Genomic DNA, 13,042 nt, shown 5'->3' on the forward strand with positions numbered 1-13,042 from the left:
CGAAAGCTTGAAGCTTTAAAAGGAGGACGCATCATGGACAATAAAACACGCTTTATGCAATTGTATGAGCAAATTAAAAATCCGCAAAACGGCTATTTTTCGCCTGAAGGCATTCCTTATCATTCAGTTGAAACGCTCATATGCGAAGCGCCTGATTACGGCCATATGACAACATCTGAAGCATACAGTTATTGGCTGTGGCTTGAAGCGATGTACGGCCGATACACACAGGACTGGTCAAAGCTAGAAGCCGCCTGGGACAATATGGAGAAATATATCATCCCGGTCAATGAAGGCGATGGAAACGAAGAACAGCCGACGATGAACTATTATAACCCCTCAAGCCCTGCCACATATGCCGCCGAACACCGCTACCCAGATCTTTATCCTTCGGCTTTGACCGGACAATATCCGGCCGGAAACGATCCGCTTGACAGTGAGCTTAGATCCACATACGGAAGCAATGAAACGTATTTAATGCACTGGCTGCTTGATGTCGATAACTGGTATGGATTCGGGAACCTGTTGAACCCATCACACACCGCCGTTTATGTGAACACTTACCAGCGCGGTGAACAGGAGTCTGTTTGGGAAACGGTTCCGCACCCCTCTCAAGATAATCAGACGTTTGGAAAACCGAATGAAGGGTTTATGAGTCTGTTTACAAAAGAAAATCAGGCTCCTGCCCCGCAATGGCGCTACACTAATGCGACCGACGCCGATGCGCGCGCTGTTCAGGCGATGTACTGGGCAAGGCAATGGGGCTACAGCAATACTAAGTATTTAGAAAAAGCTAAAAAAATGGGGGACTTTCTCCGTTACGGCATGTATGACAAATACTTTCAAGAGATTGGAAGCGCTGCTGACGGCTCGCCTTCCCGCGGAACTGGAAAAAATGCCTGTCATTATTTAATGGCATGGTACACTGCTTGGGGAGGCGGATTGGGACAGTATGCCAACTGGGCGTGGCGGATCGGTGCGAGTCATGTGCACCAAGGTTATCAAAACCCTGTCGCTTCTTATGCACTGTCAACAGCTGAAGGCGGATTGATTCCAAATTCATCCACGGCGCGCAGCGATTGGGAAAAGGCGCTGAAAAGGCAGCTTGAACTTTACACATGGCTGCTTTCTTCAGAAGGAGCTGTTGCAGGCGGCGCCACGAATAGCTGGAACGGCAGCTACAGCGCATATCCGCAGAATGTCAGCACATTTTACGGAATGGCATACACAGAAGCGCCTGTATATCACGATCCGCCTTCTAACAATTGGTTCGGGATGCAAGTCTGGCCGCTGGAAAGGGTGGCGGAACTGTATTACATTTTCGCAGAGAAAGGTGACAAATCGTCTGAAAACTTCCAAATGGCAAAGCATGTGATTGAAAAATGGATCGCGTATTCGCTTGATTATGTGTTTGTGGGCGAACGGCCTGTTACGGATGAAGAAGGCTATTATTTAAATGAAGCGGGAGAACGCGTCCTTGGCGGCCAAAACCCGCAGATCGCCGTACAATCCGATCCAGGCGAGTTTTGGATTCCGGCAAACCTTGAATGGAGCGGCCAGCCTGATCCGTGGAAGGGATTTGATTCATTTACCGGAAATCCGGGACTGCATGTCACGACGAAGAATCCTTCTCAAGATGTCGGTGTTCTCGGCAGCTATATTAAAACGCTTGTCTTCTTTGCAGCCGGAACAAAAGCCGAAACCGGCGGCTTTACCACTCTTGGAAACAAGGCCAAAAACGTGGCAAAAGAACTGCTTGATGCAGCATGGAATAAAAATGACGGAATCGGTATCGCAGCAGAGGAAGAACATGAAGATTATATCCGCTACTTTACGAAGGAAGTCTATTTTCCGAATGGCTGGAGCGGCAAAAACGGGCAGGGCAACACCATTCCTGGTTCCAACACTGTGCCGTCTGATCCGGCAAAGGGCGGTAACGGCGTCTATATCAGTCATGCCGACCTCCGTCCGAAAATTAAAAACGATCCGATGTGGCCTTATTTGGAAAATAAATATCAGACCTCGTGGAATCCGAATACAGGCAAATGGGAAAACGGTCTGCCGACTTTTGTGTATCACCGCTTCTGGTCTCAGGTCGATATGGCGACAGCTTACGCTGAGTATGACCGTTTAATCGGAAATGCATAACAATCTGTAAGAGAATGTCAGATTGATATGCGCTTGAACGTTTGGGAAAAGGCGGCGTTCAGCCGCCTTTTTTAAATTGAGGGATTTTAGCCAGTGTTTTGCACGATCATCTAATAAAAAAGGAGTTCAAAAGTTTGAGAGAAAAATGGTTAGCCTTGTGTTTAAAGTCGATCATTCTGTTCGTTTTGATCATGGGAACCGTTCTTTTATCCACAGTTCCGAAAGCTTCGGGAACAAGCGGGCCAGCAAAGCAAGAAAAGCAGAGCATCATCACCCCGGCAGACCTTTTGGAAAACATGAGTCCCGGATGGAACCTTGGCAACACGCTGGATGCTGTTCCGACAGAAGGCTCTTGGAACAATCCGCCGGTTCGCGAGCATACTTTTGATGATATTCGCGACGCGGGGTTTAAAAGCGTCCGGATTCCGGTGACATGGGACTCCCACATCGGCAGCGCTCCCGGGTATCTGATCGACACCGCTTGGATGAACCGGGTGGAAGAAGTGACGGATTGGGCATTGGAAAGAGAATTTTATGTCGTGTTAAATATTCACCACGATTCTTGGCTATGGATCAGCCGCATGGGAAACAGCCAGCAGGAGACATTAGATAAGCTGGGGAAAGTCTGGAAGCAAATTGCCGAGCGTTTTAAAAACAAAAGTGAACGCCTCCTGTTTGAAATCGTCAATGAACCGACTGGAATGAACGCATATCAAATGAATCTGCTTAACCGCGAGATGCTGAACATCATCCGTTCGACCGACGGCAACAACAGCCAGCGGCTCGTGATCGTCGGGGGGCTTGAAGATAACAAAGATGAATTGCTTCATTCATTTGAACCGCCTGATGATGACCGGATTGTCCTCACATATCACTACTATTCTCCGTGGGATTACGTATCAAACTGGTGGGGCCGGACGACTTGGGGATCGGCAGCCGAAATCTCCGAGATGGAGGAGGATATCAAACCGGTTTATGAAAAATTTGTAAGGGAAGGATACCCGGTTATCATCGGCGAATACGGTACCCTCGGCGCCAATGAAAATCATTCAAAGCGGCTCTATCATGATACGTTTGTCCGCCTTGCCCACAAATATCAAATGGTCCCGATGTGGTGGGACAACGGGAATGACCAGTTTGACCGGACTGAGAGACAGTGGCGCGATCCTGTTGTTAAAGAGATTGTCATTCAGGCGGGACGCGGCGTTCCCAATGCGATCATCAAACCGGCAGATCTTTTTATAAAAAAAGGTCAAAACCTCAGCGATCAGACGGTGGACATTCAGCTGAACGGCAATGTGCTGACCGGCATTTATCAGAAATACGAACCATTAAAGGAAGGCAGTGATTATACAGTTGATAATGCCGGAAAAACGGTCTCTATTAAGGAATCCTGCTTGGCAAAGCTGCTGAACGGGTCCGGGCAGCCTGGGGTAAAAGCGCAGCTCACGTTTACGTTTCATAAAGGAGCCAGCCAGGTTATGGATATCATTCTTTATGATGACCCGAAGCTTGAAAAAAGCGAATTCACCGTCAGTCAATCGGCAATCAGCGGTGATCTCAAAATCCCGGCGTCACTGAACGGAACGAAGCTGGCTACGGTTAAAGGAGTCGTCGATTCTACAGGAAGGCCGGTTCTTGAAGAAGTATGGTCATGGACGCCCTACTTGAACTATGACGAGGATTTTTACGAAAAAGACGGGGATTTGTATTTGAGAGAGCGGGTTTTAAAGTATTTGAAAAGCGATTCCACCTTTACATTTGAACTGTGGCCGAAAGGCGTCGAGACGGTCGTGAAGGTGAAAGTCACGCCTTGAACGGCCTGCTAATCTCTGAATGGCGCCGTCCATGGATCTTCTTTATGAAAGCAGGGAAAAATAATGATGACGAAAAAGTTTTTTTTGACACTGCTGATACCGTTTTTGCTTGCGCTTTCCGCCATTCAATTTGGCAATCCCCGGCCGGCACTAGCTGCGTCTCCTTTTGTTGTGACATCCGGAACATCGTTCATTTTAAATGGAAAAGACTTTTATTTTGCCGGGACGAATAACTATTATTTCCATTATAAATCTAAAAAAATGGTCGACGATGTGTTCGAAGATATGAAAGCGATGAAATTGAAAGTGATCCGCATCTGGGGATTTCTTGACGGCCAGCCGCAGGAAAATACCGTCATGCAGCCAAGGCCGGGCATATATGATGAATCAGGCTTTTCAAAGCTTGACTATGCCATTTATAAAGCGGGACAGACAGGGATAAAACTAGTCATCCCTTTTGTGAACAACTGGGATGATTTCGGCGGAATGAATCAATATGTCAGGTGGTTTCAGGCGGATGGACATGACGCCTTTTATACTCATCCGGACATTAAAGAGGCGTATAAAAATTATGTATCCTATATGCTGAACCGAGTCAACACATATAATGGCGTCAAATATAAAGATGATCCCGCGATTATGGCGTGGGAGCTTGCCAATGAACCAAGGGTCCAGTCTGACAGAACCGGAAATACACTTGTCGAATGGGCGGATGAGATGAGCGAATTTATTAAATCCATTGATCAGAACCATCTTGTAGCGGTTGGAGATGAAGGATTTTATCATATAGAAGGGCACCCTGATTGGCATTACAGCGGCGGAGAAGGTGTGGATTGGAAAAGGCTGACTGCTCTTAAGCATATTGATTACGGCACATATCACCTCTATCCGGATCATTGGGGCAAAACGGCCGAATGGGGAAATCAGTGGATCACAGACCATATTTGCGATGGAAAAGAAATCGGCAAGCCGGTCGTTTTAGAAGAGTACGGCTATCAGGATAAGTCCAGAAGGGACGACGTCTACAGAACATGGCTTGAACTCATAGAAAAGCAGGGCGGAGCGGGCAGCCAATTTTGGATTTTGACCGGTATTCAGGATGACGGGACCCTTTATCCGGATTATGACGGTTTTCGGATCGTTTATCCGAGCTCTGCCGCTTCTGTCATTTCAGAACATGCGAAGCGGATGAATGAAAAATCATCCGCTTCCGAAATGCGTCAGACTAAACGCTGTCATGATTTGCAATAAAAATATGGTTATGGTATAGTTTTATTGGAAATGCTAACGATAGCCGAGGCGAAGAGTGGGGAAACCCGCTCTTTTGTATTGAACAGGCAATTTTGTCTCGACATGTTCATCGTTTTTTCTAAATCCCCTGCTTTTGAAGCAGGGTTTTTACGAGGGAGCTGATGAATGGGAGCCTGCACAAGGAGGAAAAGTATGAGTAACAAAGTGATCGATACCGTCAGCGAAATGGTCCAGCCTATACTAGACAATCTTCAGCTTGAACTCGTTGACATCGAATTTGTCAAGGAAGGTCCGAGCTGGTTTCTTCGCGTGTTTATTGATTCAGATGACGGCGTGGACATCGAGGAATGTGCCAAGGTTAGCGAAGCTCTTAGTGAAAAGCTCGACGAGGCTGACCCGATCAAGCAAAACTATTTTCTTGAAGTATCGTCACCTGGAGCTGAGAGGCCTTTAAAGAAAGAAGCCGATTTCATGAAAGCGCTCGGAAAAAACGTATATATTAAAACGTACGAACCTATTGAAGGCAATAAAGAGTTTGAAGGCGAGCTTTCCGCATTTGACGGTGAAAACGTGGAAGTCGCGGTGATGATCAAAACACGCCGGAAAACGATCAATATTCCATATGATAAAGTAGCCAAAGCAAGGCTGGCTGTTTCGTTCAATTAATTTTTGACTGTTTAAGGGGGAAACCATAAACATGAGTAGTGAGTTGTTAGATGCCCTGACTGTTCTTGAAAAAGAAAAGGGAATCAGTAAGGACATTATTATTGAAGCAATTGAAGCTGCGCTCATTTCCGCTTATAAGCGGAACTTCAACCAGGCGCAGAACGTCAGGGTAGATTTAAATCGCGACACCGGTTCAATCCGCGTTTTCGCCCGCAAAGATGTCGTGGATGAAGTGTATGATCCGCGCCTTGAAATCTCGATTGAAGATGCCGTAAACATCAATCCGAACTACATTGTCGGAGATGTCGTGGAAATCGAAGTGACGCCGAAGGATTTCGGCCGCATCGCTGCCCAGACGGCAAAGCAGGTCGTGACTCAGCGCGTCCGCGAAGCGGAGCGCGGCGTCATCTATTCTGAATTCATCGATCGCGAAGAAGATATCATGACAGGCATCGTTCAGCGGATCGACAATAAGTTCATCTATGTCTCTTTAGGAAAAATCGAGGCCCTTCTGCCGGTTTCAGAACAGATGCCGAATGAAGTCTACAAGCCCCATGACCGGATCAAAGTGTTCATTACAAAAGTCGAAAAAACGACGAAGGGTCCGCAGATTTACGTTTCAAGAACTCATCCAGGTTTATTAAAACGTCTCTTTGAAATCGAAGTCCCGGAAATTTACGATGGAACGGTCGAGCTCAAATCCGTGGCGAGAGAAGCGGGAGACCGCTCGAAGATTTCCGTGCGCACGGATAATCCCGACATCGATCCCGTCGGCGCCTGCGTCGGACCGAAGGGTCAGCGCGTTCAGGCGATCGTCAATGAATTGAAAGGCGAGAAAATTGATATTGTTCATTGGTCAAACGACCCGGTTGAATTCGTCGCCAATGCGCTGAGCCCTTCAAAAGTGCTCGACGTCATCGTCAATGAAGAGGATAAGGCGACAACGGTTGTCGTTCCTGACTACCAGCTGTCGCTCGCCATCGGAAAAAGAGGTCAAAACGCCCGCCTGGCAGCCAAGCTGACAAGCTGGAAGATCGATATTAAAAGCGAAACAGATGCAAGAGAGCTTGGAATTTATCCAAGGGAGCTTGAAGAAGAGGAGCCGGAAGAGCTTTTCTTTGAAAGCGAAACTCCAGAATCGGATGAATAAGAGGTGACCTTTGGTGAAAAGCCGAAAGAAGATCCCGCTTAGAAAATGCGTCGTAACAGGGGAAATGAAGCCTAAAAAGGAGCTCATCCGCGTCGTCCGTTCGAAAGAAGGGGAAGTTTCCGTAGACCCGACCGGCAAGAAAAACGGCCGGGGAGCCTACCTTACTCTTGATAAAGACGTCATTTTAACTGCAAAAAAGAAAAACAGCTTAGCAAATCAGCTTCAAGCACAGATTGATGATCAGATTTTTGATGAACTGCTGGAACTGGCGGAAAAGGAGAATTAGATAAATGTCGGAATCAGAATGGTTTTCCTTGCTGGGTCTGGCGAATCGAGCTCGAAAGGTCGTGTCCGGAGAAGACCTGGTTGTGAAAGAAATCAGGCATTCGCGCGCAAAGCTTGTTTTGCTTGCAGACGACGCATCGGCTAACACGGAGAAAAAAGTAACCGACAAATGCAGGCACTACGATGTACCGGTGAAAAAAGTCGGAGATCGTATGCTTTTGGGCCGTTCAATCGGCAAAGAATCCCGTGTGGTTGTTGCTGTCACTGATCAAGGTTTTGCGAATACGTTGCTCCGAAAGCTCGATTAATTTTTTTGGGGGTGAACGAATGGCTAAAATGAGAGTTTATGAATATGCAAAAGCCATAAATGTTTCAAGTAAGGATATTATCGCGGCATTGAAAGATATGAATATCGAAGTCAATAACCATATGGCGATGATCGAAGAAAATGCGATCAAACAGCTCGATCAAAAATTCAAGAAGAGCGCTAAACCTGCGGGAAATAAAAAGGATGCCGGTACAGGCGGACAAAAGCCGCAGCAAGAAGCCGCAAAACAGAATGCCGGAAGTAAGCCAAACAAAAATCGAGACGGAAAGAAGAATAACGTGCAGAATACTCAATTTAACAATAAAAACAAGAAGAAAAACAACAACAACAATAACAAAAAGAACAAGCGCGGTAAAAATCATCAATCTCCGCAGGAGAAGCAGTTCAAGCCGAAAAAAGAACTGCCTGAAAAAATCGAATTTACCAACTCAATGTCGGTCGGGCAGCTTGCCGAAGAGCTCGGAAAAGAACCGTCAGAAATCATTAAAAAATTAATGCTTCTCGGCACTATGGCAACGATCAACCAAGATCTTGACAAAGATACCGTTGAGCTGATCGCTTCAGAATACGGCGTCGACGTCGAAGAAGTGATCGTCCTTGAAGAAACCGAGCTCGAAAAATACGAAGAGCCGGATCAAGAAGAAGACCTTGAAATCCGTCCTCCTGTCGTAACAATCATGGGCCACGTCGACCACGGAAAAACAACGCTTCTTGACAGCATCAGAAAAACGAAGGTCGTCGAAGGCGAAGCCGGAGGCATCACACAGCATATTGGCGCTTATCAGATCGAGGAAAACGGCAAAAAGATCACCTTCCTTGACACTCCGGGCCACGCCGCATTCACAACGATGCGCGCACGCGGTGCGGAAGTTACGGATATTACGATTCTCGTCGTAGCTGCAGATGACGGGGTCATGCCGCAGACGGTCGAAGCGATCAACCATGCGAAAGCGGCTGAAGTGCCGATCATCGTCGCTGTCAACAAAATCGACAAACCGACGGCAAACCCTGACCGGGTGATGCAGGAGCTGACAGAGCACGGTCTTGTTCCTGAAGCATGGGGAGGCGAGACGATTTTCGTTCCTCTTTCAGCACTGTCAGGAGAGGGAATCGATGAGCTGATCGAAATGATCCTGCTCGTCAGCGAGGTCGAGGAGCTCAAAGCGAATCCGAACCGCAGAGCAAAAGGAACGGTCATCGAAGCCGAGCTTGATAAAGGAAAAGGTTCTGTCGCAACACTGCTCGTTCAAAACGGAACGCTTCACGTCGGAGATCCGATTGTCGTCGGGAACACATTTGGCCGCGTTCGCGCGATGGTCAATGATGTCGGCAGACGCGTTAAATCGGCGGGGCCGTCAACACCTGTTGAAATCACCGGATTGAACGAAGTTCCGAACGCAGGGGATCAGTTCCTTGTGTTCAAAGACGAAAAAACAGCCCGTTCAGTCGGCGAAGCCCGCGCTACCAAACAGCTTGAAGAACAGCGCAGCGATAAAGCGAAGCTCAGCCTTGATGACTTGTTTGAACAGATTAAACAAGGCGATGTCAAAGACATTAATCTCGTTGTCAAAGCTGATGTTCAAGGCTCTGCTGAAGCTCTCGTTGCAGCACTGCAAAAAATAGAAGTCGAAGGCGTCAGAGTCAAAATCATCCACACAGGCGTAGGTGCGATTACCGAATCAGACATTATTTTAGCTTCTGCTTCAAATGCAATCGTGATTGGGTTTAATGTCAGACCTGACGGAAATGCTAAGAGTACCGCCGAAGCCGAAAATGTGGATATCCGCCTTCACCGCATCATTTATAAAGTCATCGATGAGATCGAAGCAGCCATGAAAGGCATGCTTGATCCTGAGTATGAAGAAAAAGTGATCGGCATGGTTGAAGTCCGTCAAACATTCAAAGTCTCTAAAATCGGAACGATTGCCGGAGGCTATGTAACGGAAGGTACGATCACACGTGACAGCGGAATCCGCTTAATCCGCGACGGCGTCGTCATCTATGAAGGGGAAGTCGATGTGCTGAAACGCTTTAAAGATGATGTGAAAGAAGTTTCACAAGGATATGAATGTGGTATCACCATTAAGAAATACAACGACATTCGCGAAGGCGATATGATCGAAGCGTATGTCATGCAAGAAATTGAAAGAAAGTGATCGGTTTCGTTGAATGCGAATGCATCATTTACGATGCATCATCACTCAAGGAAAAACGGGCGGTGCTGAAGCGGGTGATCACAAGAATCCGCGCAAAGTTCAACGTTTCTGTTTCAGAAATTGACTACCAGGACACTTGGCAGCGCACAAGCTTTGGTATCGCCGCCGTTTCTTCCTCTCGCGTGCAAACGGAAAAAGAGCTGCAACGGGTTCTAAGCTTTATCGACTCTTTTCCGGAAATTGAACGGACGATTACGAGAACAGAGTGGTTTTAACGTAGAGGTGGTATGGTCATGACGATGAGAGCTACCCGTGTGGGTGAGCAGATGAAAAAAGAACTTGGTGACATTATCGGCAGAAAGCTGAAAGATCCGCGGATCGGATTTTTAACAGTCACTGATGTCAGGGTCTCAGGTGATTTGCAAATTGCTAAAGTGTATATTTCCGTTTTAGGCGATGAAAAGAAACGGGAAGAAACGCTCAAAGGCCTGGCAAAAGCAAAGGGCTTTATTCGTTCCGAACTTGGAAACCGAATCAGGCTTCGCAAAACACCTGAAATCCATTTTGAGTTTGATGAATCGATCGATTACGGAAACCGTATCGAAACATTGATTCACGAGCTGAACGCAAACAAAGAAGAATCATAAGCTGAAAAAGGATAGGCGGGCGACTGCCTGTCCTTTTTAGCTCCAAATGAGAAAGGGGCGAAGAAACACGAATGTATAACGGAGTCCTTCTGTTACATAAACCGGTCGGCATGACTTCGCACGACTGCGTCATGAAGATCCGCAAACTGTTGAAAACAAAAAAGGTCGGCCATACCGGCACATTGGATCCCGAGGTGTCGGGCGTTCTCCCGATCTGCGTCGGGAGAGCAACCAAAGTCGTCGAGTATTTGACGGAAAAGTCCAAAACATATGATGCAGAGGTCACGCTTGGCTGTTCCACGGAGACAGAAGACCAGACGGGGCAAGTCACGGAAAAGAAACCCGTCTTAGCGCCGCCTGATGAACAGGCCGTGCAGAGCGTCCTGAGATCTCTTGAAGGAACGATTGAGCAAGTCCCGCCGATGTATTCCGCTGTCAAGGTAGGCGGCAAAAAGCTGTATGAATACGCGCGGGCCGGAATCGAGGTTGAACGGCCGAAGCGGGCCATCACCATCCATCATATCGAACTGACATCCGAGATTCGCCATGAGCAGGATAAAGCCCGCTTTCGGTTTGTTGTGACATGTTCAAAAGGCACATATGTCAGGACCTTGGCGGTAACAATCGGGGAGAAGCTCGGATATCCCGCGTATATGTCCAACCTGGTCAGGACCGCATCAGGCCCTTTTACCCTTGATGAATGCTTGACCTTTGAAGACGTTGAAGGCTTGATTGCTGGCGGAACATTGTCCGAAAAGCTCGTCCCCATCGAACGTGCGCTTGATCATTTGCCGAAATGGATAATTAGTGATACATTAGCTAAGAAAGTGGAAAATGGAGCGGTGCTTGAAACGCCCGGCAGCTTTTCTCATTTGACGAGCGAAGACCGCATTGCGGTCTTTACGGAAGCAGGCCGGTGCACAGCCGTCTATTATCCGCATCCGACCAAAACCGGCCTGTTGAAGCCGGCAAAAGTACTCGTGCAAAAAAGCGAACAATAGAAAAGGTGACCGTTCTTGAAGACGATACATATTTCCCACCCACACGACTTGAAGCGTGAGGATTTTCCGACATCAGTTATGGCATTAGGCTATTTTGACGGTGTTCACCTGGGACATCAGCAAGTGATTCTTACAGCAAAAAACACCGCGGCAAGAGAAGGGGTCAAAACGGCCGTGATGACCTTTCATCCCCACCCTTCTGCCGTGCTCAAAAAAGGCCGGGAGCCAAAAGATTTAATCACGCCTTTGCAGGACAAAATCAGCATCATTGAAGATTTAGGGGTCGATTTTTTATACGTTGTCACATTTACCCCTGAATTCGCTTCTCTATCGCCTGAAGAATTTATCGATCAATATATACTCGGCTTTCACGTTACTCATGTTGTAGCCGGGTTTGACTTTACCTTCGGGAAATTCGGCAAAGGCACAATGGAAAACTTCCAAGAGTATGCGAAAGGCCGTGTCAAAAGCACGTCTGTCGCAAAATACTCCAATCAGGACCAAAAGGTGAGCTCCACGAGAATCCGCACCGTCCTGGGAGCCGGAGACGTCGAGTACGCCGCTGAACTGCTCGGCAGGCCGTACCATGTGAAAGGCTTTGTGATCCACGGCGATAAAAGGGGCCGAACGATCGGATTTCCGACTGCCAATATCGGCCTTAAAGACACATACATCGTCCCGCCGACAGGTGTGTATGCCGTTAAAGCCGAAATCGGCGGCGCTGTCTACAACGGCGTCTGCAATGTCGGATACAAGCCGACGTTTTACGAAAAACGGCCGGGGCAGCCATCAATCGAAGTCAACTTATTCGATTTTGACCGTGACATATACGGGTCCGAAATTAAGGTCGAATGGTATAAGCGGCTGAGGAGCGAAAAAAAATTCGGCAGCGTTGCCGAGCTTGTCGAACAGATTTCTAGAGACAAAGAAGAAGCGATCCGCTTCTTCAGAGAGCGGAAGCCGGCCGAAATCTAGATGTATGGAAACGGCAATACGCGTCAACAATGGTGATAATAGCTAAACTTCATCATAAATGGTTGCATTAGGCCCGCATTTCTAGTATCATATTGTCTGTAGCTTTAAAACCGTTCACTTGGCAAATCGAATCACCGGCGTTTGCTAGGTAATCGGGGCTAATATTATATGGAGGTGAAACAGGATGGCAATTACTCAAGAGCGTAAAACACAACTCATCAATGAGTTCAAAACCCACGAATCTGACACGGGATCACCGGAAGTTCAGATCGCTATCCTAACAGATCAAATCAACAACTTGAACGAGCATTTACGCACTCACAAGAAAGACCATCACTCACGTCGCGGTCTTCTTAAAATGGTAGGTAAACGTCGTAATCTTCTTACGTATCTTCGTAACAAAGACGTAACTCGTTACCGTGAGTTGATCAACAAACTAGGATTACGTCGATAATCGTAAAAAGCGGGAGGATTCCCGCTTTTTTATCGTATAAGAACGAATATCCGGCAACTCTAAAACGCGTTGTTCATATAAATGATTTTAAATGACACCGATTCATTCTTTACATAGCACTTTGCCATTGATATGTTCAATTCATTTCGTTCATAATAGGAGTA

The 13,042-nt window shown here is 47.2% G+C and carries 13 protein-coding genes; all 13 read left to right on the forward strand.

Annotated elements, in window-relative coordinates; all coding sequences use genetic code 11:
• Positions 1 to 33 precede the first annotated feature (33 nt).
• Positions 34 to 2,148 carry a glycoside hydrolase family 48 protein gene (locus tag MKZ04_RS04425; protein ID WP_277868612.1) on the forward strand — a complete coding sequence of 705 codons (2,115 nt, stop codon included), beginning with the start codon at positions 34 to 36 and terminating at the stop codon, positions 2,146 to 2,148.
• A gap of 134 nt (positions 2,149 to 2,282) precedes the next feature.
• Positions 2,283 to 3,965, forward strand: coding sequence for a cellulase family glycosylhydrolase (locus MKZ04_RS04430; protein ID WP_341045376.1), 1,683 nt, complete (start codon positions 2,283 to 2,285; stop codon positions 3,963 to 3,965).
• A gap of 63 nt (positions 3,966 to 4,028) precedes the next feature.
• Positions 4,029 to 5,216 (forward strand): glycoside hydrolase 5 family protein, encoded by a 1,188-nt coding sequence (locus MKZ04_RS04435; RefSeq protein ID WP_341045377.1) that lies wholly within the window; start codon positions 4,029 to 4,031, stop codon positions 5,214 to 5,216.
• A gap of 192 nt (positions 5,217 to 5,408) precedes the next feature.
• A complete protein-coding gene (rimP, locus tag MKZ04_RS04440; protein WP_023857195.1) occupies positions 5,409 to 5,882 on the forward strand; it encodes a ribosome maturation factor RimP in 474 nt (157 codons plus the stop codon).
• A 31-nt stretch (positions 5,883 to 5,913) separates the two neighbouring features.
• Complete coding sequence (gene nusA / locus MKZ04_RS04445; protein ID WP_020451429.1) at positions 5,914 to 7,032, forward strand: transcription termination factor NusA; 1,119 nt, start codon at positions 5,914 to 5,916, stop codon at positions 7,030 to 7,032.
• 13 nt (positions 7,033 to 7,045) lie between these two features.
• Entirely contained in the window at positions 7,046 to 7,318 is a 273-nt protein-coding gene (gene rnpM, locus MKZ04_RS04450) for an RNase P modulator RnpM (RefSeq protein ID WP_020451430.1), read from the forward strand.
• 4 nt (positions 7,319 to 7,322) lie between these two features.
• The gene (locus MKZ04_RS04455; protein ID WP_020451431.1) at positions 7,323 to 7,625 is read left to right on the forward strand and encodes a YlxQ family RNA-binding protein; all 303 of its coding nucleotides are present in this window, start codon (positions 7,323 to 7,325) and stop codon (positions 7,623 to 7,625) included.
• Positions 7,626 to 7,644: 19 nt separating this feature from the next.
• Positions 7,645 to 9,801, forward strand: coding sequence for a translation initiation factor IF-2 (gene infB / locus MKZ04_RS04460; protein ID WP_020451432.1), 2,157 nt, complete (start codon positions 7,645 to 7,647; stop codon positions 9,799 to 9,801).
• On the forward strand, positions 9,798 to 10,076 hold the full coding sequence (locus MKZ04_RS04465) for a DUF503 domain-containing protein (RefSeq protein ID WP_020451433.1): 279 nt from the start codon (positions 9,798 to 9,800) through the stop codon (positions 10,074 to 10,076). The genes infB and MKZ04_RS04465 overlap by 4 nt, the downstream gene beginning before the upstream one ends.
• Before the next feature lie 18 nt (positions 10,077 to 10,094).
• Positions 10,095 to 10,448 (forward strand): 30S ribosome-binding factor RbfA, encoded by a 354-nt coding sequence (gene rbfA / locus MKZ04_RS04470; RefSeq protein ID WP_003181873.1) that lies wholly within the window; start codon positions 10,095 to 10,097, stop codon positions 10,446 to 10,448.
• Positions 10,449 to 10,519: 71 nt separating this feature from the next.
• Positions 10,520 to 11,449, forward strand: coding sequence for a tRNA pseudouridine(55) synthase TruB (gene truB / locus MKZ04_RS04475; RefSeq protein ID WP_265144843.1), 930 nt, complete (start codon positions 10,520 to 10,522; stop codon positions 11,447 to 11,449).
• A gap of 15 nt (positions 11,450 to 11,464) precedes the next feature.
• A complete protein-coding gene (gene ribF, locus MKZ04_RS04480; protein ID WP_265144844.1) occupies positions 11,465 to 12,424 on the forward strand; it encodes a bifunctional riboflavin kinase/FAD synthetase in 960 nt (319 codons plus the stop codon).
• A 184-nt stretch (positions 12,425 to 12,608) separates the two neighbouring features.
• Positions 12,609 to 12,878, forward strand: coding sequence for a 30S ribosomal protein S15 (gene rpsO, locus MKZ04_RS04485; RefSeq protein ID WP_003181879.1), 270 nt, complete (start codon positions 12,609 to 12,611; stop codon positions 12,876 to 12,878).
• Positions 12,879 to 13,042 lie beyond the last annotated feature (164 nt).

This window comes from Bacillus sp. FSL W7-1354 (genome assembly GCF_038002405.1).
Classification (GTDB): Bacteria; Bacillota; Bacilli; order Bacillales; family Bacillaceae; genus Bacillus; species Bacillus paralicheniformis.

Excerpts from the sequence above, each read along its gene's own strand:
- MKZ04_RS04455 (WP_020451431.1), top strand. The coding sequence starts at position 7,323 with ATGTCGGAATCAGAATGGTTTTCCTTGCTGGGTCTGGCGAATCGAGCT.
- infB (WP_020451432.1), top strand. The coding sequence starts at position 7,645 with ATGGCTAAAATGAGAGTTTATGAATATGCAAAAGCCATAAATGTTTCA.
- MKZ04_RS04435 (WP_341045377.1), top strand. The coding sequence starts at position 4,029 with ATGATGACGAAAAAGTTTTTTTTGACACTGCTGATACCGTTTTTGCTT.
- rbfA (WP_003181873.1), top strand. The coding sequence starts at position 10,095 with ATGACGATGAGAGCTACCCGTGTGGGTGAGCAGATGAAAAAAGAACTT.
- rpsO (WP_003181879.1), top strand. The coding sequence starts at position 12,609 with ATGGCAATTACTCAAGAGCGTAAAACACAACTCATCAATGAGTTCAAA.
- nusA (WP_020451429.1), top strand. The coding sequence starts at position 5,914 with ATGAGTAGTGAGTTGTTAGATGCCCTGACTGTTCTTGAAAAAGAAAAG.
- rimP (WP_023857195.1), top strand. The coding sequence starts at position 5,409 with ATGAGTAACAAAGTGATCGATACCGTCAGCGAAATGGTCCAGCCTATA.
- truB (WP_265144843.1), top strand. The coding sequence starts at position 10,520 with ATGTATAACGGAGTCCTTCTGTTACATAAACCGGTCGGCATGACTTCG.
- MKZ04_RS04425 (WP_277868612.1), top strand. The coding sequence starts at position 34 with ATGGACAATAAAACACGCTTTATGCAATTGTATGAGCAAATTAAAAAT.